General features: G+C 42.9%; 17 protein-coding genes. 2 read left to right on the forward strand and 15 right to left on the reverse strand.

Annotated elements, in window-relative coordinates:
• The first annotated feature begins 84 nt into the window (after nt 1–84).
• Nucleotides 85–453: an iron chaperone gene (locus tag FJU10_RS01785; protein WP_140964992.1), complete on the forward strand. Its 369-nt coding sequence runs from the start codon at nt 85–87 to the stop codon at nt 451–453.
• Nucleotides 454–531: 78 nt separating this feature from the next.
• On the opposite strand, the gene FJU10_RS01790 is transcribed toward FJU10_RS01785, so the two are convergent.
• A complete protein-coding gene (locus tag FJU10_RS01790; protein WP_140964993.1) occupies nt 532–1863 on the reverse strand; it encodes a peptidoglycan DD-metalloendopeptidase family protein in 1332 nt (443 codons plus the stop codon).
• Between the two features lie 284 nt (nt 1864–2147).
• On the opposite strand from FJU10_RS01790, the gene FJU10_RS01795 reads away from it, so the two are divergent.
• A complete protein-coding gene (locus tag FJU10_RS01795) occupies nt 2148–2579 on the forward strand; it encodes a GNAT family N-acetyltransferase (protein WP_140964994.1) in 432 nt (143 codons plus the stop codon).
• Nucleotides 2580–2776: 197 nt separating this feature from the next.
• Here FJU10_RS01795 and FJU10_RS01800 read toward each other — a convergent pair whose 3' ends face one another.
• The 14 genes from FJU10_RS01800 to FJU10_RS01865 all read right to left on the reverse strand — a co-directional run bounded on the left by FJU10_RS01800 (nt 2777) and on the right by FJU10_RS01865 (nt 26822).
• Complete coding sequence (locus FJU10_RS01800) at nt 2777–4183, reverse strand: glycoside hydrolase family 1 protein (RefSeq protein ID WP_140964995.1); 1407 nt, start codon at nt 4181–4183, stop codon at nt 2777–2779.
• Between the two features lie 13 nt (nt 4184–4196).
• On the reverse strand, nt 4197–6083 hold the full coding sequence (locus FJU10_RS01805; protein WP_140964996.1) for a beta-glucoside-specific PTS transporter subunit IIABC: 1887 nt from the start codon (nt 6081–6083) through the stop codon (nt 4197–4199).
• A gap of 95 nt (nt 6084–6178) precedes the next feature.
• The gene (locus tag FJU10_RS01810; protein WP_223272944.1) at nt 6179–7018 is read right to left on the reverse strand and encodes a PRD domain-containing protein; all 840 of its coding nucleotides are present in this window, start codon (nt 7016–7018) and stop codon (nt 6179–6181) included.
• Between the two features lie 229 nt (nt 7019–7247).
• Complete coding sequence (locus tag FJU10_RS01815; RefSeq protein ID WP_140964997.1) at nt 7248–8558, reverse strand: alpha-glucosidase/alpha-galactosidase; 1311 nt, start codon at nt 8556–8558, stop codon at nt 7248–7250.
• Between the two features lie 19 nt (nt 8559–8577).
• Entirely contained in the window at nt 8578–9399 is an 822-nt protein-coding gene (locus FJU10_RS01820) for a carbohydrate ABC transporter permease (RefSeq protein ID WP_140964998.1), read from the reverse strand.
• A gap of 14 nt (nt 9400–9413) precedes the next feature.
• Nucleotides 9414–10310: a carbohydrate ABC transporter permease gene (locus tag FJU10_RS01825; RefSeq protein ID WP_140964999.1), complete on the reverse strand. Its 897-nt coding sequence runs from the start codon at nt 10308–10310 to the stop codon at nt 9414–9416.
• A gap of 50 nt (nt 10311–10360) precedes the next feature.
• Nucleotides 10361–11626 carry an ABC transporter substrate-binding protein gene (locus FJU10_RS01830; protein WP_140965000.1) on the reverse strand — a complete coding sequence of 422 codons (1266 nt, stop codon included), beginning with the start codon at nt 11624–11626 and terminating at the stop codon, nt 10361–10363.
• 136 nt (nt 11627–11762) lie between these two features.
• Entirely contained in the window at nt 11763–12785 is a 1023-nt protein-coding gene (locus tag FJU10_RS01835) for a LacI family DNA-binding transcriptional regulator (RefSeq protein WP_005235039.1), read from the reverse strand.
• Nucleotides 12786–13004: 219 nt separating this feature from the next.
• The gene (locus tag FJU10_RS01840; RefSeq protein ID WP_081119330.1) at nt 13005–13697 is read right to left on the reverse strand and encodes a response regulator transcription factor; all 693 of its coding nucleotides are present in this window, start codon (nt 13695–13697) and stop codon (nt 13005–13007) included.
• Between the two features lie 11 nt (nt 13698–13708).
• Complete coding sequence (locus tag FJU10_RS01845; protein WP_081119331.1) at nt 13709–16309, reverse strand: sensor histidine kinase; 2601 nt, start codon at nt 16307–16309, stop codon at nt 13709–13711.
• 12 nt (nt 16310–16321) lie between these two features.
• The gene (locus FJU10_RS01850; RefSeq protein ID WP_081119332.1) at nt 16322–16858 is read right to left on the reverse strand and encodes a potassium-transporting ATPase subunit C; all 537 of its coding nucleotides are present in this window, start codon (nt 16856–16858) and stop codon (nt 16322–16324) included.
• A gap of 41 nt (nt 16859–16899) precedes the next feature.
• A complete protein-coding gene (gene kdpB, locus FJU10_RS01855; RefSeq protein ID WP_140965001.1) occupies nt 16900–18945 on the reverse strand; it encodes a potassium-transporting ATPase subunit KdpB in 2046 nt (681 codons plus the stop codon).
• A complete protein-coding gene (gene kdpA, locus FJU10_RS01860; protein WP_140965002.1) occupies nt 18942–20618 on the reverse strand; it encodes a potassium-transporting ATPase subunit KdpA in 1677 nt (558 codons plus the stop codon). Before kdpA ends, kdpB begins: the two co-directional genes overlap by 4 nt.
• A gap of 273 nt (nt 20619–20891) precedes the next feature.
• Nucleotides 20892–26822 (reverse strand): bacterial Ig-like domain-containing protein, encoded by a 5931-nt coding sequence (locus tag FJU10_RS01865; protein ID WP_140965003.1) that lies wholly within the window; start codon nt 26820–26822, stop codon nt 20892–20894.
• Nucleotides 26823–26849: the final 27 nt, after the last annotated feature.

Below are 26849 nucleotides of genomic sequence, written 5' to 3' on the forward strand. Positions count from 1 at the left end.
AAAACAGTTGATTTCGAACATGCGTTATTTTTATTAATCGACATTCCCTATACTCGTTCCTTAAAACGAAAGGAGATCCTCCCAATGGATGTATTAGAAACTTACTTAGCTAGCATTGAAGATCCAGTAAAGCAAGAAAAAATGCGTGCCTTATTTGCCGCTATTACCAAGAAATTTCCTGACCTCGTTCCAGTCATCAAGTGGAATCAGCCGATGTTCACCGCCCATGAGACCTTTATTATCGGTTTCAGTGTTTCAAAACCGCATTTTTCTGTCTCCCCTGAAACCAAGTGTCTTGAACAGTTTGCCGATGCCATCGAAAAAGCTGGCTACAGCCATACGGATAACATTTTTCGCATCAAGTGGACTGAGCCGATCGATCAAGGATTGATTGAGGACATGATCGCCTTCAACCTGAAAGACAAAGCGGAGATGACCCGTTTTTGGCGCTGAGCCAATTTAGACTTCGTAAAAGAAGAGCAACCAAGAAAATCCGCAGAAGCCTGTTCGCTTCTGCGGATTTTCTGACTATTATAAGCCTAATTCTGGCGCCGGATCAAAGAATCCTGACCATAAGCTTGTTGACATCCCTAAATGTAGATGGACGCCAGTTGAATTCCCAGTCGTTCCCATACCGCCAACATATTGTCTAGCTGAGACGCTTTGTCCGACCGAGACAGCTGGCAGCGTACTAAAGTGCATGTAGTAGCTGTAAACGCCATTGGCATGTTTGATGATCACATAGTTACCAGTTGATGGGCCATAGCCCGCTTCGACAACTTCGCCGGCTTGAATCGCATAGATCGGCGTTCCTGTTCCCCCAGTAAAGTCGATGCCATTATGTTGATTTCCTGATGCCCCTGTTGGATCTGTTCGATACCCAAAACGACTCGAAATATGAACCGAATCGACTGGCATTTGCCATCCACCTGTGCTTGTTTGTTCTTTTGGCTCAGCTGCTTGCTGCACGGGTGCAGGCGTAGTTGCAGTTTTTTCTGACGACACCGATGTTTCTGACGACACTGCGGCTTCCGTCTTCGGCTGTGCTGCTGCCACTGCTGCTTGTTGAACGGCAGGACTTTCGGCGGTTTCAGCTGACTTGGCTTCTGCTGCTTGCTGACGTTTTGCTGCTTCTTCTGCTTCTTTGCGCGCTTGTGCTTCTTGCTCAGCCAGTTGCTTCAACGCTGCTTCTCTTTGCCGTTGTGCTTCTGCTTTGTCCGCTTCCAATTGGTCTTTTTTCTCTTCTTCAGTGTTCAACGCCAAGGCAAGGTCGGCTAGTACAACTTCTTGATTCAATTTGACATCAGCTAATTCCGCTTGTTTTCCTTGCAATGCGTTTGACTGTTCTTCGATCGCAACCAATTGTTCCTGCAACTCTTTTTCCAATTTCTGGCTCGTTGCGATATCTTCTTGCTGTTGTTCGACGATGCTATTGCTGGCATTCATGATCGTTACTGAAGCGATCGCCCGTTGAATGGCTTCTCCGATGGATTCCGCGTCAACGATTTTTTGGAACAAACGATTGGAAGGTTCCGACGTTTGAATGTCACGCGCTTGATTCGCCAGTACTTCTGTGCGCTTGATGATTTTCTCTTCAAGGACTTGGATCTCTTGTGCCAAGGCATTGACTTCTTCTTCCGTCGTCGTTTTCTTTTGTAGGATTGCTTGGATTTCTCCTTCAATCGATTGAATCTCTGCCTCTGTGGAGCGTTTCAGTGATTCTAATGAGGTGGATTCATTTTTTATGTCATTGATTTTTTCATTTTGCTGCTGGATCTTCTGATCAAAGCTGTCTGCGGATACCGTCACGACAGGCAGCGTCAGCAAAACAAGTGAACTTGCAACCAAAAGTGTCTTTTTCATTTTTTCTCCTTAACTAGATGTGTCTTCTCGCTTTCTCTAGCATACCGAAAGATTTCATTCTTGGGGCTATTTTCACAGAAATAACATCTGGCTGAAAGAAATTGACATCTAGCTGAAACAAAATTGTTAGAATATTTCAACGAAAAAGATTGCTTTTCTTCGCCATTTAACCTTCGTTACTTGTCAATTGGTTCATCTCCTGTCCGATTGCCTACGAAAATACCGCGATTTGCATTAATCAGCAGTGGTCCTATGCTATACTGAATAAAAAAACGGAGGTTCTCATGATACAACAAGTGACCCAATTTACCGATTCTGAATTAGAAACCATCGCCCAGATTTGGCTGCAAAGTAATTTGGATGCCCATGACTTTATTTCAGCTACCCATTGGCAAGATAACTATGACTTTGTGAAAAAGGCCTTTGCTGATGCCCTTATTTACACCTATTCGGTGGATGATCAGCCCGTCGGCTTCATCGGGATGTTGGATGATTATATCGCTGGTATTTTCGTTTTGAAAGACTATCGTGCCCACGGCATTGGCAAGCAGCTTTTACAAAAAGTACAAGCAGAACACGAGAAGCTGACTCTGAACGTCTACCAAAAAAATACAGCTGCTATTGCGTTTTATCTCAAACATGGCTTTACCATCGTTTCTGAACAACTGGACTCTGATACCAATGAAATCGAAAACACCATGGAGTGGCATCGTTGATGCTTCTCTTTTTCACTGCCTCTTCTCCTTTTAATCAATCGTACGACCGTAACCGCTGATGAACACATTTCTAGTGAATCAAAGCAGTAAAACCACTGATCGGCTTACCCATCGAATCAATGGTTACAATAAACGACAAAAAGCATTGCCTTCCATTTGCTGGATCGGCAATGCTTTCTTTATTTACTAACGGTATTTCAACCAATGGTTCCCCCATTGGTGACAATCACTTCGCGATACCAATCAAAGGATTTTTTTCGATACCGTTTGAGTGAACCAGTTCCATCATCGTTTCGGTCTACATAAATGAACCCATAACGCTTTTTCATCTCTGCGGTCGAAGCACTTACTAAATCAATACACCCCCACATGGTATAACCCAATACATTGACACCATCATCGATGGCTTTAGCAACGGCTGATAGATGATCATTTAAATAATTGATGCGATAATCATCAACAACGGTTAATTCTCCGTCAATTTCAATTAACTGATCAACAGCACCTAAACCATTTTCAACGATAAAAAGTGGCAACTGATAGAGATGCGAAAAACGGTTCAAGAGAATACGTAATCCGTCTGGATCAATCTCCCATCCCCACTCCGTTTCATCAAGGTAGGGATTTTTTAGAACGTTTGTCATATTTCCTTTTCCCTGTTGGTACTTTTCAGGCGTAGCAGAAACACATCGGGACATATAATAACTAAACGATATAAAATCAACGGTATTTTTTAATAATTCGAGATCGTCAGGTTCCATCTCAATAGTTGCATTATACCTCTGCCATTCTCTTTTGATCCAATCAGGATAATATCCACGAGCTTGAACATCCATAAAATAGTTTAAGTTTTTATCCGCCTCCAAAACAGCCAAGGTGTCTTTCGGGTTTGAAGTCATCGGATAATTATAGATCCCTAACACCATATTCCCTACCTGCATCTGTGGATCAATTTCATGGGCGGTTTTGACTGCTTGGGCACTGGCAACAAGCTCGTGATGTGCTATTTGAAAGAGATCTTGCTTAGATAAGCAATCTTTTTTTGTCATTACTCCTGCTCCCATTAAGGGAAAATTCCAAAGCGCATTGATTTCATTGAAAGTTAACCAATATTTCACTTTCCCTTGGTAACGAGTAAACACAGTCCGACAAAAACGATTAAAGTAGTCTACCAATGCCCGATTACGCCAACCATCGTAACTTTTTGTAAGGAAATAAGGTGTTTCATAATGAGAAAGTGTAATTAGCGGTTCGATCCCATGAGATAAGCAGCAATCGATCACCTCTTCATAGAACTGCAATCCAGCTTCATTTGGTTTTTCTTCATTGCCATTAGGGAAAATTCGTGTCCAAGCAATCGAGAATCGTAAGACTTGAAAGCCCATCTCAGCGAACATTTGAATATCTTCTCGATAACGATGATAAAAATCGATGCCTTCTAGTTTTAAGTTTTGCGGATTTAGTTCAGGATCTAGTGGCCTTGTGACTCCATTTGATAAGAAATCTTGAATGGAAAGTCCTTTGCCATCCTCGTTGAAGGCACCTTCTGCTTGATTGGCGGCAATCGCACCACCCCATAAAAAAGTTTCTGGAAATTTTGCCATGTTTGTCCCCTCTTTATTCAAAAATCGATACTAAAACATCACCCTGCTTGATGGTTTCATCCTCAGAATGGACAATAACGTCTGTAAAATCTGCTGTGTTTGTCACTACGATCGGTGTCACTGTTGAATATCCTTGACTAGTAATATATTCTGGATCAAAGGTTACTAGCAAATCGCCTTTTTTAAAGGTATCTCCTACTTTGATTGCTGCAGTATAACCTTTGCCATCAAGTTCGACCGTATCGATCCCAATGTGGATCAACAGCTCAACTCCTTGCTTATTTTTGATCCCAATTGCGTGATTGGTGGGAAAAATCGTCACTACTTCACCATCAAATGGGGCAACTACTTGACCGTTTTTAGGTTGAATAGCCACTGTTCTCCCCATAATCTCATTGGCAAATACACTATCAGGAATTTCATGAGTCGCCAACCGATCCCCTGCCAAAGGACTGCTGATCTCTAAAGGTGTCCGTAATGGTCGAAGTGGTTCAGCAACCTGATTCGGATTTAACGTTTGACTTTGTGAAGACACTACTGCTTTTTTCTTTCCTTCTGCATTCACAAAAAACAAAGTAAGTGCAAAGGACATTGCGAATGCAATAACAATACAAATCACTGCGTTAACGATATTTGACAGATCATCCGTTAAATAGACTGGCAACGCCAAAACACCTGCAGTTGCTGATGCATAAGTTCGCATGTTGGTCAAACCTGCCCATAAACCAGCTACTCCTCCAGAGGCTACCACGACCCATAAAGGCGTTTTTAGTTTCATCGTCACCCCATACAAAGCAGGTTCGGTGATTCCAAATAGCGCTGTAGTACTAGCCGAAAAAGCCGTTTGCTTCATCACTTTATCTTTGGTTTTTAATGCTACTGCCAGTGAAGCACCCGACTGAGCAATATTTGATGCCAACATTCCCGGTCCTAATAACGTTCCATAGCCCAATGTGGCATATTGTGCTAGTTGAACAGGCATAAAACTGTAATGCATCCCTGTCATGACGAAAAATGGGGTGAACGCCCCCATCAGGACTGGTAAAACCCAGCGTGCTTGTTCATTGAAGAATTCAAAGACTACTAATAACACATCACCAACTAATGCTCCTAGTGGACCGATAATGATCCAAGCTAACGGAGCCGTAACCAAGAAAACCAATAATGGGACCAGAAAAATCTTCACAGGATTAGGCGATATTTTTTTTGCTAAACGTTCAATGTGCGCCATTGCCCATACAATCAAAATTGGCGGTACAACTGCCGAACCATAGGATACAGCTCTGACAGAAAGACCTGCAAATGAAATAGGTTCACCAGCTGCAACCATAGCAGTAAAAGCTGGGTGAATCAGCATTGCGCCTAAAACCGCTGCATAAAATGGATTCGCTTTAAAGTATTGTGCACTTGTTACGGCTAACATTACTGGAAGAAAATAAAATGCTGAATCGGCTAGTAAACTTAAAAGCTGATACGTTTGAGCTTCTGCGTTTAATACCTCAAAGAAAACAAGTAAAGCTAAAACAGCTTTTAACATTCCTGCCCCACAGATTGCTGGAATAATCGGTTGGAAAATTGAGGTGATCGCTCCTAAAACTCGATTGATGACTTTTTCTTCTTTCGGTGATGTTGGTTCTGAAGAATCACTTCCAAAGTTCCCCATTTTGTTGATTTCTTCCGTAACATTTGCTACATCTGTTCCAATAATAACCTGATATTGTCCGCCTTTTAATGCTGTTCCTTGAACACCTGGTGTTGCTTTAAGATGATCTTCTTTGACTTTTGAATTATCTTTTAATACGAATCGTAACCGTGTCATGCAATTCGTTACAGACTCAATATTTGACGTTCCTCCAATATTTTCAACGATATTCTGTGCAAGCTCTTGATACTTAGTCATTTTTTTCCTCCTTATAAATAAAACAGACCAAATAAAAACTAAGCCTATATTTGGCTCAATCTTTATTTGGTCTTGCCCATTCGGTAACAAAACATTTAATCTAGTTCTCTTGTGGTCACTCGATTAATATGAATGACAAAATATAACAATTCTGAATCTGTAATTTTCACTTTATATTGACCAGCAATATGCTTCTTGATTTTCAAGCCAGTTTGGTAAGCTTTCGGATATAATTGCTTTACATGTTGCAATAAATCAGTTTCATCTTTTACTTCTTTACTTTCTGAAAAAATTCGGCTTACAAAATAGCGTATATGGGTCAAAAATCGGTCATAGTTCATGGACGTCTCATCCAACTTCATCCCATAATCATACTCCACGATCTGAACAATCTCTGCAATTACTTTTGTCGTAAAAATCGTCTCATTTTTAAAGCGTGAACTTGAGCTAGCGTTTACAAAATGCAGGGCTATAAAGCCAGCTTCATCTTCAATAAAACGAATCTTCTCTGATCGTTCAATAAACTGCAACGATCGCTTTGCTGCTGCAAATTCTCGTGGGTAATATTTTTTGATTTCCCACATTAAGTCATTGGTGATCGCTTCTCCTTTAAGATTACGCTCAATTGCGTAATTAATATGATCACCAAGAAATAGATAGATGCTGGAATCAAATGTTCGTGCAAGATCCTTTTCTGCTTCTTCAATAATTTTGGCGGTCAGAATCACATGCCGTTCATCCATTCCTGCCATCAGCGACCCAAATTTGTTTTGGGTAAATTCTGCATCTAAGACATATTTTTTATCAATTTTCGTTTGATCAATCACCCCACTGCCTTTTACACCGAAACCAACACCGTTGCCAATCACTACACATTCTGTGCCATTATCCTCCACGAGGACGGCATTGTTATTGTAGATCGTGATTGGTTTCATCTTTTCTCCCCCCTTCAAACAGACAAAAAAACCGACAAAAATATACACTCCGAGCATAAATAAGCTAGTGTATATTTTGTCGGTGTCGCCTTTTCAGTAGCAATCCTAAGTCCGATTATAGCTTTGACCAATTTGGTTGTCAACAACTCTTTTGCCATATCTCTTCAAAAAACCAAAGAAATGTTGGCGCTATCAGTATTCGTAAAGAAAACTGCGCGTCCATTTTTTATCAGTGATAATCTGGTAAATAATCCCCATGGGCTTCGATCAAATCATCGACTAATTGGGTAATGTCTGCCAATGATAACTCTGATGATAAATGAGGATCGAGGTAAGCTGCTTGATAAATTTTGTCTTTCTCAAGGGTCAACGCTGCTTCGACAGTCAATTCTTGCACATTGATGTTGGTTCGGTTCAATGCAGCAAGCTGCGTTGGTAAAGCGCCGACGTAGGTTGGTTGGATGCCGTTCTTATCCACCAAACATGGAACTTCCACACAGACATCCTCTGGTAAATTGGTGATCAAGCCTTTATTCAAAACATTTCCAGCAATAACGGTTGGATTGCCGCTCTTGATGGCATCCATGATATAAGAGGCGTATTCTCGACTTCTCTTATGGGTCAAATCGCCATTATCGACGATATCCTCCCGCATCGTTTCCCAATCGCGAATCTGATTTTCGCAACGGGTTAAATATTCATCCAACGGAATCCCCAGTTCGTCGATCAATTCTGGGTATTTTGATTTAATGAAATAAGGGTGATACTCGGCATTGTGCTCACTAGATTCTGTAATATAATAGCCAAAACGTTTCATCAATTCAAAGCGGACTGAATCACGGTGAGGATTTTCTTTCTCTTCAGCCAACTGACGGATCGTTGGATAGAAATCTTCCCCATCTTTGGTAATTTCCAATAAAAATGCCATATGATTGATCCCAGCAATTTTCCACTGGAAGTCAGCCAGATCATATTGTTCTTTGATCCCTAAATGCTCGAATAATTCTGGAACACATACTTGCACACTATGACAAAGCCCAACCGTTTTGATGGATGTTGCTTTCAATACCCCCATCGTCAGCATTGCCATCGGGTTCGTATAATTCAGCAACCATGCATTTGGACAAACTTCCTCCATTTCTCGAGCAAATTCCAACATGACTGGTAACGTACGCAACGTCCGAAATATTCCGCCAATGCCCATCGTGTCACCTATTGTTTGGCGTAAGCCATATTTCTTCGGTATCTCAAAGTCAATGACGGTGGAAGGTTTGTAGCCACCAACTTGAATGGCGTTTACTACAAAGTCGGCATCTCTTAGTGCTTCTTTGCGATCATGATAGACCTGTATTTCCGCTCGGTTTTGATTGGCATTTTTATTGATCGTCTTTAACATTGCTTCGGATTCACGAAGTCGTTTCTCATCGATGTCGTAAAGGGCGATGTGGGAATCTGCTAAGCTCGGGGTCAACATTGCATCTCCTAGAACATTTTTAGCGAAAATAGTGCTTCCTGCTCCGATAAAGGTGATTTTTGTCATTTTCTATTGCTCCATTCTTTTATAATTTACCGCCAGTAGTGGCAATTCCTTCAATAAATTTACGTTGAAAAATGATAAAGACAGCAACCATGGGCCAAATCGCTAGTAGCGAGCCTGCCATCAATTGTGGGAAATTGGTCGCATATTGTCCCTGAAGATTGGCTAACCCTGCTGCCAATGGCATTTGTCGAATTGATGTATTGACGATCAGTGGCCACATTAAATCTTTGAAAGCAAAGAGGGTTGTAAAAATACCTAGTGCGATCAACCCGGATTTCGCCAATGGCAGCATGATTTTGAAAAAGATCGTCCATACATTTGCTCCTTCAAGGTGGGCTGCTTCCTCCAGCTCACTTGGTAAGCCTAGAAAAAACTGTCTAAGTAAAAAGGTTCCAAAAGCGCTGACAACACCTGGCAATATCAATGCCGGTACTGAATTTAGAATTCCTAATCTTTGCGCTAATAAATATTGGGGTGTGATAAAGATTGATGCGGGAATCATCATTTGGATAAGGACTAGAGCAAAAAAAATATCTCGTCCGGGGAAGCGCAAGCGTGCGCAGGCATATGCTGCCATCGCTGAAAATAAAACGGAACCGATCACACGTCCAATGACCATCAAAAAAGTATTGAGATAGAAGGCACCAAAGGGTAAAAGATTTAAAACTGCCTGATAATTTGAAAGTTGAAAGGATTTAGGAAACCATGTTGGTGGAATCTGAGTCGATTCAACAAGTGTTTTTCCAGAAGTCAGAATCATCCATACAAAAGGCAATGCCATAATTATTCCGCCACTGATCAAAAGTAGATGGATAAGCCAATTCTTGCTAATTCGTTGCATCAAGAAACCTCCTTTTAGTAGTTGACCCATTTTTTTTGCAACTTCATTTGTAGTGCTGTGATCAGCAAAATAATACATAGAAGAAAGACGACGATTGCTGAACCATACCCTTTATCATTTAAGATAAAGGAATGTTTGTAGAACAAGTATGCTAATGATTGTGTCTTCAGCATTGCCTCACTTGAAGGTGCGATCATCATAAAAATCACATCGAATACTTGAAAGGCATTGATAACCGTTGTGACCACGACAAAGAATAGCGTTGGTGTCACAAGCGGTAAAGTGATTTGAAAAAATTGCTGCCATGAAGAAGCTCCATCGATATCAGCTGCCTCATAGTAATCTTTGGGTATCTCCTGTAGTCCAGCTAAGAAAAGCACCATGTTGTAGCCAATAGCACTCCATATTCCAACAATAATGACGGAATAAATCGCAACATTCGGATCGCTAAGCCATGCTGGACCCGTTAGACCAACTTTTGATAAAAGCTCGTTGACTAATCCATAATCATAATTGAACATCCAACGCCAGATCATGGCGACTGCAGAGGGGGCTGCAACTACAGGTAGAAAATAAATCGTTCGATAAATCGACACGCCTTTGATTTTCTTATTCATTAGGACCGCGACTAAAAGTGATAACACTATGATTGATGGAATTGATACCACTGCATAGATCAAGGTATTGATCAAGGATTGCAACACCTCTCGATCCGTCAAAAGTTTCTGATAGTTGGCTAAGCCGATCCACTCGGTGTTACCAAAACCAATTGTTCGTTGAAAACTTAGAATGATTGTTTGGATCGCTGGCCAAATATTCAATAAAATCAATCCGACTGCTGTTGGGAGAATAAATAAGTATCCCCAGAAAAGGTGGTCTTTCTGGTAATTTCCAAGCATACGATTTTTCATAGAGGTCTCCTTTTGTTTAGGTGAGTTGATTAGCTAATTTTCCGTTTTAATCAATTACTTTCAGCTAAAATTGCATCAACTTCTTCCGCAATCTGTGCAGTCCCTTCCTCGACACTTAATTCTCCAGAAAATACCCGGTTCATAATTTCTGTCTCTATTTTTTCCGCATTCAAGCCATTTTTGTTATAAGGACGAGGCACGCCATACTCTAGCATTTCTGCAAAAACACTTAAATTGAAAGTATCCGCAGAACTTGCCCAAACTTCCTCAAATCCTTTTAGCGCTGGGATCGATGCCCCTGTTTCTGCTTGAATTTGGTTGGCTTCTTCACTTGCCAAGAATGCTAATAATTTTTTTGTTTCTTCAGGATGCTTGGTATTGACACTAGCTGCCCAACCTAAACCATTTGTGATCGTCGCATTTTCTTTTCCTTTAGGTAAAACGGCAACATTCGCATGTTCAGCCAAGTATTCATTCTTTAAAAAACCTGGTGTTTGCCAGTTGCCCTCCACGATCATCGCCAATCTTCCTGCTTGAAAACGACCAACTTTATTCGTATCTTGCAATTCTTTCGCTGAAGGTGATGACTGATCATTTAGATAAAAATCAATATAATACCTTAATGCATCTTGTACTTCTTCGCTATTCATTCCCGATTTCGTATTCTCATCAATAAAGACTTCTCCACCATTTTGATAAATAAATGGCCAATAGCCTCCCTCTGTTGAATTATCCGCAGCAAATCCATAAATACCTGCTTCTTCATCTGTTAACTGAACAGCTGCTTCCTTCAATGTATCCCATGTCCACGTTGCGTCTGGATATGCAATTCCTGCTTGATCAAAGAGCTCTTTGTTGTACCACAATCCAATAACGGAGGCATCTTTAGGAATCGCGTAAAGTTCTTCTTCATACGTATAAGACTCTGCGATTCCTTCGGTGAAGTTTGTCATGTCAATGTTATTTTCTGCAATCAATTCATTTAGCCCCATCAGCATCGATTGAGACATATATTTGTATGATTCAGTTGAATGCATCGTGACAATATCAGGCATATTTCCTCCAGTAGTAGCAGCTTCAAGCTTCACCCAATATTGATCCCATGGGGTGGTTTCCATTTCGACTTTAATATCTGGGTTTTGTTCTTCAAAAGCATCAAGCATTTTTCGCAGTCCCGGTGCTTGTTCAGTATCCCAACTCGCATAACTTAACGTGACTTGACCACCACTATCACCGTTGCCATTACCACAAGCTCCTAAAACCAAAGTTCCTAAAAGACTCAAACTAACAAGTGTTACTCTCTTGAAACAATTCATCTTTCATTCCTCCTCTAGTTCTGATTCATGTATCCGCTTTCTTTCCACAAAACAAATATACTGTTTACTAATCAGTTTGTCAATACATTTTAACTAAAATAAAAAGGTAAACACTTCGCAGTGTTTACCTTGAATATTAATCTCTTTCTTTTTCACTTTCTCTGACGATCATCTTACTGGCCACCATGATTTTAACAGGTACTTGACGAATGCCTTTGATCCGCTCTTCTACCATCCGTAAAGCAATTTTTCCCAGTTCTTCCATATCGATGGCAACGGTACTTAAAGAAGGGGTCAAAAATTCTGCAACTTCGATATTATTGAAACTGACTACTGAAATATCTTCTGGTATCCGATACCCACGTTTTTGCAAGGAGCGATATGTACCAACTGCAATCGAATCATTTGCGACCATAATAGCTGAGGGAAGGCTCTCTTTGCATTGTTCAAGCAATTGCTCAGTGGCTTTGATACCGTCTAATGTGTTCCATCCTTCTAGGTAGACATTGATGTATTCTTCCAATCCTTTTTCTTTCATCCAATACACATAGGTGTTCATCCGCATATCATCTGGCGATTGATGTTTCTCACTGGATGCATCCAAACGTACCCGATATCCCCCAATAAAAGCGATATTTCGATGCCCTTTTTTATACAAACGCTCTAAGTGCTCGGTTGCTGCTATAGAGAAATCCGTATATACCGCATCCCATTCTGAAGACAAAGATGGATCATCGATCACGACGATATGAGGATTGACTGCTGCGATCTTTGCTAAAAAAGTTGGCAAGACTTGACCAATGACAAGGACGCCCTGATACTCTTTCAGCTCCTCAATGGCAACGGGGCGTTCAGACATATAATACGTTTTTTTTATGCGAAACTTATTTTGCTCTGCTTGTGCTTGAATGCCACGACGAATCGCCCGAAAATAGGGATCTTCTAATTCAGCTTCTTCCGAAACAGTGGATACCACTGCAATATTCATTGCCTTTTTCACAGGTACTTTCTTCTTACTATAGTGAAAATATTCCACGGCTTCGTTGATCTTATTTTTTGTTTCTTGCGTGACAGATAACGTAGGATCTTCATTGAGCACCCTCGATACAGTTGCGATCGATACACCCGCTCGTTTTGCGACGTCTCTAATTCCTGCCATAATACTCTCCTTTTTTACTTTATACTATGATATAAACACAAAATGATCAGAATGAAAAGAAATTTTAGTTAACAACCAACCTACTTGTTTACCCACAGTTTCAAATCATCTATGGAGAAGCAATCAGTTCAACGTCTCTTCGCAATTAACAAAAAATAGAAACGTGCAGCGCCCCAAGAGCCGCTGCACGTTTTTCCTCCTTATTTCCTATGACGCCCGCTATTCTGCTGGATACTCCCGCAAGCGATACCCGACACCGATTTCAGTGATCAAATATTCTGGCTGCAGCGTATTGGTTTCGATTTTCTTGCGAATATTTGAAATATTGACTCGCAAGGTTTGTGCATCCGCTGCAAAAGGTCCCCAGACCTCGCTGGTCAGGGTATCGTAAGTGACGACTTTGCCTAAATTCTTGAACATTACTGCCATGATGCGGTATTCATTTTTGGTCAAATGGATCTCATTTTGATTCTTGTACAGGATTTTTTTCTCAAAATCGATCGTTAACTCCTTATTTACGAGAATCGGGCTGCTGCTAAAGGCAGCTGACTCTTTGTGCCGTAATGCCGTGCGGATACGGGCAAATAACTCATTGGTACTGAAGGGCTTTGTTACATAATCATCGGCACCGAGGTCTAACGCTTGCACTTTGTCTCGTTCATCTTTGCGGGCAGAGATCACGATGATCGGTGTGTTCATGCGCTTACGAATGATTTTCAACAGCTCCATACCATCAATGTCCGGTAAGCCCAGATCCAGCAAGATGAAGTCGATGGTTTCTTCCTGCAAGAGCATCAATGCCTCCATGCCCGTGCCGACTGACGTAAAGTTGTAATGCTCTCTTTGCAAGACGACCTCCATAAAATCAACAATATTCGAATCATCTTCAATCAATAAAAAATGTCGCTGCATGTTCTCCCTCCTTACTGCTTTAAATAAATACGAAAGATCGTACTGCCGGTTTTCGTTTCGATTGCTAATTTGCCTTCATGGGCATGGATGATGGTTTTCACGATACTCAGTCCGATACCTAATCCATTTTTTGAATCCACCGGCACTTCGGTGTCATTGGTTAAATTCGCTTGGATTTTTTGGTATTGTCCTAAGGGGATCTCCCCTTGGTTTTCGATTTCAATGACCACATCCTGCTCTTGAGAAACTCGCAAGAATATCGGTGTATCGGCGGTTCCATGGCGAACCCCATTTTCAATCAAATTAAACAAGGCTTGTTCGATCAAGATTGGATCGACTTTGACAAAAATCAGCTGATCGGGCATCTTCACGATGATTTTTTGTTGCGGATAGACTTTTTTCAGGTGCGTCAAAACCGCTTCGATAATTTCTTCGATCGGTTCTTCACTACGCTTGACCGCCATATTAGTCAAATTGATGCGGGTCACCGACAGTAAGTTTTCGACCATACGGATCAACCACTGGGATTCACTTTGGATATCCCCTAGCAGTTTTTGTTTCGTTTCCATTTTGATCACGCCTTCGGTTTCGCTCAATGTTTCGGCTATGCCAGAAATCGTCGTCAGTGGCGTCCGCAAGTCATGAGAAACCGCACGCAGTAGGTTGCTGCGGACTTTTTCCCGTTCGTTTTCCAATTGGATCTGTTCTTTCTCACTCGCCAGTGAGACTTGCTCCAACACGGTCGCGATTTGGGTGATCACAAGGCGCAGATAATTCAACTGACTATTGGCCAACTGATGCTCCTCGTTGCGTTCTACCCCAAGGGCGCCTAGTGGTTTGCCGTTTAAAACGATCGGCAAGTAAAATCCATTGGCACCAATCAGCGTATCTGTACCGCGACCGGCTTCTTTTTGATTTTTCACGACCCAAAAAGCGACGGCTTTCTCATCCTTGCCAGTCAGTTGAGACAGTGTTTCTCTTGATGAATGCAGACTTCTTAAATGACCTTCTCTGTCATATAACGCCACTTCTCGCTGGAGTAAGCGTGCCAAATAGGTGGTCGTACTTTCATAGATTTCTTGCTCATTCCGTGTTTCCATGTATTGTTTGTTCAGTTCATACAATATCTCCATTTGATGCTCTTTTTCCTTGGCATTTTCTGCTTGGGTCTTCAATCGAACCATCAAGTTACTGATCATCAAGGCAACGATCAGCATGATCACTAATGTGATTGGATAGCCTGCTTTATAGACCGTCAAGGAATACAAAGGTTCGACAAAGAACCAGTTGTAAGAAAGGACACTAATGATCGATGCCATGGCACTCCATAGATAGCCACTCGTGTAACGTGCCACTAAGAGAACAAAAAAGATATAAACCAGCATCAAATTCTGATCGCCGAAATGTAAGTATTGCATGCCTTCTGTCACTATGGTGGCGAGCATGATCAGCCCAAAGGTCAAGGTGAAATCTCGACCACCGCCTTCAAATAATTGCGAAAACGTCAGCCGTGGTCGCTGCATTTTTTCTTTAAAAGGAATCAAATGGATCTCAATATCATCAAGGCGCCGAATCAAGCGGTCTTCTAAATCCTCGACAAACAATTTTTGGAACCACTTCTGAGAAACCTGTTTCCCCATGATAATGTCACTGGCACCCGTCATTTTGGCATACTCTACGATGGTCTCAAAACTGTCATCCGCTTCGATGTTGATGACTTCTGCTCCCAAACGCTCTGCCAATGGCACCTCGGTAGGTGTATCATCTAACGATCGAACTTGGATAACCGTCCATTCGGCACCCACTCCTTGGGCTAAGCGGGCGGTCCAACGAATGCATTTCTCTGCCATTTTCGGCAAGCGATCATCAATGATCGTCAAAAGCTTGCTTTGGACTCGTTTTCGACCGCCGTTCATTTGATTGATATGATTGGAAGCTTTTTGGATCGCTAATCCCCGCAGATGATCAAGTTTTTCTGGCGTAAAAAAGTTTTTTAGCGCTCGTTTGGCATTTTCGTCGGCATAGATTTTTCCTTGTTCTAATCGATCGATCAGTTCGTCTGGTTCAACATCCACCACCCGCAAGCTGGCGTGCTGGAAAAAGGTGTCAGGGACCGTTTCTCTGACTTCCACTTCCGTGACCTTTTCCACGATATCATTCAGACTTTCGATATGCTGGACATTGATGGTCGTGTAGACGGTGATTCCTGCATTCAGTAATTCATCGACATCTTGGTAACGTTTTTTGTTTCGCGCACCAATGGGATTGGTATGTGCCAACTCATCGATCAAGACGATATCTGGTTTTAGTTGGATCAGTCGATCGATATCTGGCTCATAAAGGGTCAATTGCTTGTGTTGGTATTGCTTTAATGGTACTTGTGGTAACCCTTCAAGCAATCGATTGGTATCGGGACGTTTGTGGGGTTCGATATAGCCGATCACCACATTTTTGCCCATGAGTAAACACTCATGGGCTTCAGTTAACATCGTATAGGTTTTTCCAACACCGGCAGCAAAACCGAAAAATACCCGTAGCTTGCCACGTTTAGGTCCAAAGCCCGCTTGCAGCAGCATCTCTTCTGGGATCGTCTGCTGGTTGTTTTCACTCATAGATGCTTCCCCCTATTCTTCGGGTAATTGATCGAGCTGCTGATTCAAGGCCATAATATTGACATATTCTCTCGTGGAGAACAAATCAGCTACTTTATTCCTGTTTATTATATCATGAATTGTTTGTTCATCGATGCCTCTTGTGTCAGCGATCCGCGGCAGTTGAAAAAGTGCCGCTTCGACACTGATATCAGGATCAACGCCACTACCCGAAGCGGTCACGAGATCAATCGGCACACTGGTTTGGGTTGGGTTTTCTGCAAGTAACGCCGCTGTCCGCTCAGCTACAGTCTTTTTTTGGGTCGTATCATAGGGCGACAATTGTGAAACATTTTGATCACGCCCTTGGAAGTAACCTGCTTGGTCAAAAGGTTGCGCAATTAGCTCAGATCCTTTGATCGCTCCGTCTTCCACGATTTGACTGCCGTTGGCTTGATGGGCAAAAAAGACTTGTCCGACTCCAGTGACCAACAATGTATAGAGACCGCCAAATAGCACGGTACTAAATAGTAAAAATTTGATACTGGCAAAGAGGGTGTTCTTCATCATGTTTTCCTCCTAAATGACTCCTTGACTCTGATGGATTTTTCTTATAGCAGAACAGCTGACAAAAGCAAATCTACTAGCTTGATGCAAATGAATGGTGCGATGATGCCGCCTAGGCCGTAGACGACCAGATTGTGCCGCAGCATTTGGCTGGCTGGTTTTTCTTGGTACTTGACCCCTTTCAACGCCAGAGGGATCAAGGCGATGATCACGACTGCATTGTAGATGACTGCGGACAAAATCGCCGTTAAGGGACTGCCAAGATTCATGATATTCAGCGCTGCGAGTTCTGGATAAATCGCATAAAACAGAACAGGGATCACTGCGAAATATTTGGCGATATCATTTGCGATACTAAAGGTCGTCAAAGCCCCACGGGTCATCAGCAGCTGTTTACCAATTTGGACTACTTGCAGTAATTTGGTCGGGCTGGAATCAAGATCGATCATATTGCCCGCTTCTTTGGCTGCTTGCGTACCAGTGTTCATCGCCATTGCCACATCGGCTTGGGCGAGTGCGGGTGCATCGTTGGTTCCATCCCCCGTCATCGCCACCAAATGCCCTTTTTCCTGATATTCGCGAATCAGGTTCATTTTGTTTTCTGGTGTTGCTTCGGCTAAGAAATCATCGACGCCCGCTTCGGCGGCAATAGCAGCTGCCGTCAAAGGGTTGTCCCCAGTGATCATGATCGTTTTGATACCCATCTTGCGCATGTCGGCAAATTTTTCTTTAACCCCGTTTTTCACGATGTCTTTTAAATAAACGACCCCGAGTACTTGGCCATTTTTCACTACGACCAATGGAGTTCCACCAGCCTTTGCGACTTTTTCTACGATCTCGTCACATGCCGTGGGATAGGTCTGCCCTTTTGCCGTCACATATTGCTTGATCGTATCCGCAGCTCCTTTACGGATCTCATCACCACGATAGTCGATCCCAGACATCCGTGTTTTGGCACTAAAATCGATCCAATGAACATCGGCTTGCTGAAATTCCCGTTCACGAATATTGAAGGCTTCTTTGGCTAAAATCACGATACTGCGTCCTTCTGCCGTTTCATCGGCAAAAGATGCCAACTGCGCTGCATCTGCCAACTCTTTAGCGGTGACCCCCGGTACTGGCAAGAACTCACTGGCACGGCGGTTTCCCAGAGTAATGGTTCCTGTTTTATCCAGCAGCAAAACATCCACATCTCCTGCTGCTTCAATTGCGCGTCCACTCATGGCGATGACGTTTTCTTTGGTCAAACGACTCATTCCAGCGATCCCAATCGAGGAAATCAAGGCGCCGATCGTGGTTGGTGCAAGACAAATCAATAAAGCGATCACGATCACACTGGAAATCGCCGTTCCCCGACCAGATAACTGACTGCTAAAATCAGTAAAGGGAATCAATGTGATGGAAACAGCCAAGAAGATGATGGTCAGTGTCACTAAGAACAGCTGCAGGCCAATCTCATTGGGTGTTTTTTTCCGCTGTGTCCCTTCCACCATCGCAATCATCTTATCCAAAAAAGAATGACCATTTTCAGCGGTCACTTTGATGACCAAGTAATCGGAAACGACTAACGTTCCTCCCGTGACTGCACTGCGGTCGCCACCAGACTCACGAATGACAGGTGCTGATTCTCCTGTGATGGCACTTTCGTCCACCGAAGCAGCACCTTCAACGACGTCCCCATCGGCAGGAATTTGTTCGCCAGAAGGAACATAAACCAAGTCGCCTTTTTTCAAATCTGAAGAACGGACTTCGATAAAAGCCTCTTTGGCGACATCTTCCAAGGACATGACTTTGTAGGTCATGATTTCTTTTTTTGCTTGCTTCAAACTATCCGCTTGTGCTTTGCCGCGCCCTTCTGCCACTGCTTCGGCAAAATTGGCAAACAATATAGTCAACCATAAGAAGACAGTCACACTGATGCTAAACCACAACGGGACCGTTTGTTCTTGAAAACATAAAATCGTTGTCAAGATCGCCCCTAAATAAACTACAAACATCACGGGGTTTTTGATTTGTTGGCGAGGGTCCAATTTCTTAAAGGATTCGCCGATCGCCCATTGATAGATTTTTTCATTTTTTTTCTCTCCTATTTCGTTGTAAAAAAGTCTGCGATTGGTCCTAAAGCCATCGCTGGTAAAAAGCTCAGTGCACCGATCACGATGATCACAATGATCAGCATCGTGACAAAGACTGGACTCGTGGTTGACAAGGTTCCTTCATTACGAACGGTTTTCTTTTTGGCACCCATGTTTTCTGCGAGATACAAAATGGCTGCGATGGGAACGAAACGTGAAACGAACATCAAGATACTACCCAAACTATTTAGGAAAACAGTATCTGCGGTCAAGCCGCCAAAGGCACTCCCGTTGTTGTTGCTGAAAGAAGTTGCTGCATACAACAGTTCGCTAAAGCCATGGGCGCCTTGGTTGGTTAGCCAGCTCATGATGTCAGGATGTAAGGTCATCAACATAGCCCCGAAAAGCGTCAGTAGCAATGGCGTCAAAATAACGATACTCGTCATTTTAATGTCAAAAGCTTCGATTTTTTTGCCGATATATTCGGGTGTTCGTCCGACTAATAAACCAGCGATAAAGACCGTCAATAATAGAAAAGCGATCATGCCATAAAGCCCGCTACCAACACCGCCAAAGATGATTTCTCCCAGCTGCATCAAGAACATCGGAATCGCACCCCCGAGTGGTGTGAAACTATCCAGCATGGCATTGACTGATCCACTGGAAGCAGCGGTGGTACTCACTGCCCAGAGACTCGACCAACCGACACCGAAACGTACTTCTTTGCCTTCTAAATTGGCATTCCCAAGCACTTGACTGAATTGCGGTCCATAACCTTCACTGATCACTACGCCAATAAAAGCTAGAATCAAAAAGACGGTTGCGGTGATCAAGATCGTACGTCCTTGTTTCCACTCTTTGATCCAAAAGCCAAAGGCAAAAATCAAAGCAGCTGGCAGCAACAAGATCGCTAAGTTTTCTAAAAAATTACTGAGCATCGTTGGGTTTTCAAATGGATGGGCAGAGTTGGCGCCAAAGAAGCCGCCGCCGTTGGTCCCTAATTGCTTGATGGCGATTTGACTCGCTACCGGTCCGAGCGCCATCCAAAAGGATTCCCCTTCAAATCCATTGACTTCCACGCCGCTGCTCAACGTTTGGACGACGCCTTGAGACAGGAGCAAGATCGCTAACATCAATGAAAGTGGTAAAAGAATATAGAGCAAAGAACGGGTGATGTCTTGCCAAAAATTTCCTACAGTTCGTTTTTGTTTTTGTTGCAGCCCACGAATCAAGGCACACAGTACGGCTAGTCCGACTGCCGCAGATAAGAAATTTTGCACCGTTAATCCTAATGCTTGGGAAAGATTGGTCAGTGCTTCTTCCCCAGCGTAAGCTTGCCAGTTCGTGTTCGTCACAAAACTGACGGCTGTGTTCAATGCTAAGTCAAAGGACATATTCTCAACGGCTGCCCCTTGCGGTAACCAGTGCTGGACCATCAATAATCCGGTCAAGCCGATGATGGAAAAGACACTGACGACCAAGACTGAAAATAAATAGGTTTTAGCAGTCATTTCTTTTTTGCTGACTGAACCAATCACTCGATAGGTCAACCGTTCAATGGGTTGAATAAAGCGGACAAATCGCGGTGTTTTTCCTTGCATGATTTCTTTGATATACCAGCCCAAAGGAACCGCTGCTGCTAGTAAGATCAGTAAAAATAAAAAGCCTTGCACAAAATAGCTACTCATCGTTCTCCCCCCTCAAACAAATACCAAAAGAGATAGATCATTACGATCACTCCGATTATTCCTAAAACAAGATTCATATTCTTCACTCCTTCATGACGTAAGCATACGCAAAAAGAAATAAAAATAGTGTAAATCTTCTGCTAGAGTCTTTATATCTTCTTTATACGTCTGCTTATCAGACAAGAAAACCGCAATAGTGCAGGTTTTTTTTTAGAAAATAAACCAAAAACAGCGGCTATCATTAAGGATAGCCGCTGCTAGTGTCATTGCGATTTATTTCGTTTTTCTGCTTTTGTTCGTGTGTTTTTTACGAAAGAAGAAGATCCCCGCTAGTGCCACAAGGCTTGCTCCTGCAATCGAATAGCCTTGAGTGATGGCTGTACCGGTCTTTGGTAACACCCGTTTGTCCTTTGCGGTCGCTTTGCTTTGTTTGCCAGGCTGACCTGCATCCGTTGGTTTTTCTTGCCCTTTGTCAGAATCATCTTTCTCTGGTTGCTGATCTTCCTCCTCTGGTTCTTCTGCTTTTTCAATGACTTTGATCGTCGCTGTGGCGGTGACTGCTTCTTGTGAGTCAGTACCAAATAAGCGTGCGAAAAAGTTAGGAGTTGCTGCTTCATCGGTTACGATTGAATAGTTGACTTGATAGGTGCCCGTTTTCTTCGTATCAACCGAACCGTCCACCAGCAGTTGCTCCAATGCGAGTGACTTACCGTCACGATCTGTAGCGGAGACAAAATTGTCGGCAGCTGTCCAGTTGTCACCGACATAAATCACGCTATCTTTCACAGTCACAGAGGTCTGGTCTGCCAACACGGTGATCGTGGCAGTGGCTTCGGCTTTACCGTTGCGATAGGTTACTTGGTATTTTCCAGGCACATCAGTATTGACTGTACCGCTAGTCAATACTTGATCATAATCGACTGCTTGTCCGCTTTTATCTGTTGCCGAGACAAAATTATCGACGGCTTGCCACTTCTCTCCTTCATAGATCGTACTATCTTTTGCTACGACCGTTTCTTCGTGAGCAACCACAGTGATTGTCGCTATATCGCTGACTTTTCCATTCGTATAAGTGACTTCGTATGTGCCTTCTTGATTGGTATCGACAGTACCAGTAACGATCACTCCTGATAATTCAACCGTTGCTCCCGTTTTGTCTGTGGCTGAGACAAAGTTGTCGGCAGCTTGCCAGTCATCGCCGACGTATAGGGTACTGTCTTTGGCTTTGACACTCGTTTGATCAGCTAACACGGTGATCGTGGCAGTCGCTTCGGCTTTGCCATTGCGATAAATTACTTCATATTTCCCTGGTGTGGCGCTGTCGACTGTACCTACTGTTGTGATATCAGCCAGTTTTACTTCGTTGCCGTCTTTGTCTGTTGCCGACACAAAGTTGTCGGCGACTTGCCAGTCATCGCCTTCGTAAATCGTACTGTCTTTAGCAACTAACGTTTCTTGGTCAGCCACCACGGTAATCGTAGCAATAGCTTCTGTTTTACCATTGCTATAAGTAACTTTGTACTGACCTTCTTTGCTCGTATCAACTGAGCCACTGACGGTCACTGCTGAAAATGGTAGGTTTGCTCCGGTTTTGTCTGTGGCTGAGACAAAGTTATCAACCGCATGCCAGTCATCCCCGACATATAAGGTGCTATCTTTGGCTTTAACTGATGTTTGATCAGCTAACACGGTGATCGTCGCTGTTGCTTCGGCTTTGCCATTGCGATAAATTACTTCATATTTCCCTGGTGTGGCGCTGTCGACTGTACCTACTGTTGTGATATCAGCCAGTTTTACTTCGTTGCCGACTTTGTCTGTTGCCGACACAAAGTTGTCGGCGACTTGCCAGTCATCGCCTTCGTAAATCGTACTATCTTTGGCGACTACCGTTTCTTGGTTGGCAACGACCGTAATCGTCGCCGTTGCTTTTACTTTGCCGTTTTGATAAACCACTGGATATTGACCTTCTTTGGAAGTATCAACGGCTCCACTAACGGTCACATTTGAAAATGGGACATTCGCTCCGGTTTTGTCTGTGGCTGAGACAAAGTTATCAACCGCATGCCAGTCATCCCCAACATATAAGGTACTGTCTTTGGCTTTGACACTCGTTTGATCTGCCAATACAGTGATCGTCGCTGTTGCTTCGGCTTTGCCATTGCGATAGGTTATTTGGTATTCTCCTGGTACTTTCGTATCCACTTCACCACTGGTGGTGACTTCTGCCAAGCTTAACGATTGTCCCTTCTTATCTGTTGCTGAAACAAAATTATCAGCTGCTGTCCATGCATCGCCCACATAAAGTGTACTATCCTTGGCAACGACTGTTTCTTGATTGGCAACCACGGTGATCGTCGCTGTTGCTTTTTGATTGCCGTTTTGATAAACCACTGGATATTGACCTTCTTTGGAAGTATCCACGGCTCCACTAACGGTCACATTTGAAAATGGGACATTCGCTCCTGTTTTGTCCGTTGCCGAAACAAAGTTATCAGCAGCTTGCCAGTCATCCCCAACATATAAGGTACTGTCTTTGGCTTTGACCGAAGTTTGGTCCGCTAAGACCGTGATCGTAGCAGTTGCTTCGGTTTTGCCGTTACGATAAATAACTTGGTATTCTCCTGGTGTATCCGTGTCAACTTCACCGATAATGGTCACTTCTGTTAGTGACAAGACGTTTCCATCTTTATCCGTTGCCGATAGAAAATTATCTGCTGCTGTCCATGCATCGCCCACATATAACGTGCTGTCTTTGGCTGTCACCGTTTCTTGGTTGGCAACAACAGTGATCGTCGCTGTATCGCTCACGTTGCCATTCATGTATTTGACTTCATAAGTGCCGACTTTAGATGTGTCGACCTCACCGTTGACGGTAATTTCCGAGAAGGACATCCCAGTGCCATGCTTGTCTGTTGCCGAGACAAAATTATCTGCAGCATGCCACTCGTCTCCCACGTAGATCGTACTATCTTTCGTGACGATCGTTGATAAATCTTCTTCTGGTGTGATGCCTACTGAGAACTGATTGCCTGTCCGATTCACTTGGATTTCTTTACCAAGCTGAAGCTCCTGCGGCACAACGTAGCCTTCTGGGACGGAGGAAACATAAAGCGTATAGGTCCCCGTATAAATATCAGCTAATTGATACTCTCCCTTCTCATCTGTTACAACAGAAATGACATCTCCAGTCAACTGATTCCAAAGCATCAATGTAACGCCTGCAATTTTCTGAGTTGGTTCTTCGGTATTATAAACATCAAGTGACGCACTAGTTTTGTAAATGATCCCGTTTGAGTCACCTGCCGAAAATTGCAGGTTAGTCACCGTCGAAGTAGCCGTCCGTTTGGCTTCCGACAAGGTATCAATCGTATCAGAAACGATCGTTGCTGAAGCTGAGATTTGTCCGGCGTTTTGTGAAAGTACGTTGTAACTGATTTCGATATTTTTCGTTAGAACATAGTTTGAAAAGACAAGCTGTACGTCTCCGTCAACTTCTTTGACTTCGTAGCTGTCATCTGGCACATTCGAAACATTGATTGAACCTAGATCAATTTCACCATTGGTATTTCCCAATGATTTAAGAAGAATCGTTGGATTGGCTACCTTTTTCGAGCCATCATCGATATTTTTTGTTGTGACCTTGACCTGCGTCATGTTTTTTGTATTATTCACGGTATTTTGAGTAATCCCAATAATATCCGTCGCCGTATTGGAAACGGAGATGGTAGCTGAGCCTTGCTGATTATTTGATAACGGCTCTTTTGCAAAACCAGGCACATATATCGTACTCATTTCCTGCCAACCATTGGCGTACTGATAGGAAATGATGTAGCGTCGATTCGTCGTCCCAAAGTCAAAGGTGTAATAGTTGGTTGCCTCATCATGGGTGATCGTCGGATAATTTGGATCGCTTTCTTTCATGGCTTGATTATTATAAGCGCCGCGATCCCAATATTGCGGATAAATGCCGTTTACTTGATCATTGGAAACATCAATGATCGAAAAAACAACCTCCGTGTTTTTCGGGACATGGGTCTCCACAGTCAAATCACTGATGGTATCTTGACGAGCGTTGACCAAAAATTGGTTTTTACTACTTTGAAGCGTACGTTCAGAGTATAGTTTCCTACCGGTATAGACGGAGGTGTGAACCGTGTCAAGTCCCGTCGCGGAAATCGTGATTGGAATTGTATCATTAGGAATTGATTTTGTCGGTGCTAAACTATCTGGCACGTAATTGAAACCAATATCAAATTGAACGGAATAGGTTATGGGCGACGTAAAGGTGACCATCGTTCCGCCTGCTACTTCTTCAATCGTATAATCTTTTCCTAATGTGTAGTAAAAACTGACTTTTGGTACCTTTCTCAAAGAAAGATACTCTGGATGTTCAATAAACATTTGTAAATTTTCGATTGGTTGTGAGGTGCTGCCTTCGATGTTAACGGAGGTATCACTCATGTAAGCACCATTTTGATCATAATTTCCCCAAGCCGTTTCAGCGTTATTGGGATTAAGAACACTGATTGGTTCGACGTAGTTGTCTTCAACGATTTTGAATTCTTTATTAGCAATTAACGGTGTCGAGACATTGAGGATGATATCTTTCTGATCAAAGGGTACGGTTATGTTGGTGGAACCAAGAGTGAGATTGCTGTCTTTTGTGGCGGTCACAATCAGTTTGTCCCCATTATTTTCGACAGAAAAATAATCCGTAAAAGTCACATTTTGATAGAAGGCGTCTCTTGCTGTTAACTGTTTCGCCGTGATCGGCTGTCCGTTTTGACTCGAAAGAATGATTTGTTGGCCTGCTTTCATCTCCGTCGGCATTTGATGAATTGATACATAGTAGTTTCCTTTAGAAAGGCCATTCATAAAACTGGCAGAAGCAACCCCCATATAATACCTAGAATCGACTTCCTTTTCATCTTTGCTGGTTTTTGCGGTAAAGGAAAACCCTCTATTTTGGGCAGCTGTTGATTTTAGCTGAACCGAACCAAATCCGGTCGTCGGATACCCTTTTGAAAAAGAAGCAGAATAATCCGTCAGCTCGGTCAAGCTCATGGTGAATTGATAAGAAACCCCATAAGCCTTTTGTTTGTCCATCTGTTTGATTTTCACAGCAGTATTGTAAAGACTATCTGAGGTGATTGTGTAGTCTGTCCCTTCGACTAAGGCTGTTTGTGTTTCTGGCTTGATCTTTCCTTTGATATCCACCTCATAGCTGAAAACTTTTAACGGTTGGGTCTCAATCTTTTTGAACACTGCTCCCGGTGTATCAACCAATCGTAATGAGAGGGTCTCTGTCCCAGACAACATCCGATCAACGTTGTAGTAGACCATTCCTTCCATCCCAAAGACATTTTTTTCTGACACATATTGAATCGGGTCAACTTCTTCATACAAATCAATGGCGTAGCTTGTCTGGTTTTGATCGCCGATCTCAATGGTGAGCTGAGGCTTGTCTTCTGAATAAAGATAACTAGTCAACTCGATCGAAAACGATGCATCATGAATGGATTGGTTAAAGGTGATCGTTAATTGATGGGCGGCACTATCTACTGCCCACGAAGCATTGATTGCTTCATTTGATCCTTGCATATCACTAAAACCAAGGCCTTCCGGCAGGTCAAAAACAGCAGTGGTGCCGGCTAAATAGTCTTCGTCATTGATTTCAAAGTCTAATTTCAGTTTCACCGGACTATTGTTTAAAATCCGCGTTTCTTCCGTTTGACTGAACTCCTCACCAGCAATCGTCAGTAATGTGCCTTTTTCTAAAAGCTCTTGTCCATTGATGCGGGTGCTGACACGAGCACTCTTTTCGGCTCCTTTGGCCTCTTTCGATTCGGTTTCTGAAGAACTTTCTTGCGTCGAATCTGTGGTATCTACTGTATGTGTTGAAGAAGTTGTAGCAGGCGTTTCAATTTGACTCGTTGCTGCTGCATCCGTCTCTGAGGTTGCTTCGCCGCTTTCTTCTGAAGGACGATCCGTTTGAGTAGTCTCAGTTGTTTGCGCGTCGCTTGTGTTTATTTCATTGGCAACGCCGCTAGTTGATTCCAGCAGATGATTTGCGTTATCTAAAGTACGAATGGTCTGTTCCTGTTCCGTGGTTTCCGCAAGTGCCATGACCGGAGTGATTACTTGGGACAGACCTAAAGCGGTAACAACAATGCCATGACGAATTCGTTTATTTCTCTTTTTCATTTTTTTCCTCCATTAAATATATGTAGT

Origin of the sequence: Enterococcus sp. OL5, assembly GCF_006491895.1 — a bacterium.
Lineage (GTDB): Bacteria > Bacillota > Bacilli > Lactobacillales > Enterococcaceae > Enterococcus_D > Enterococcus_D innesii.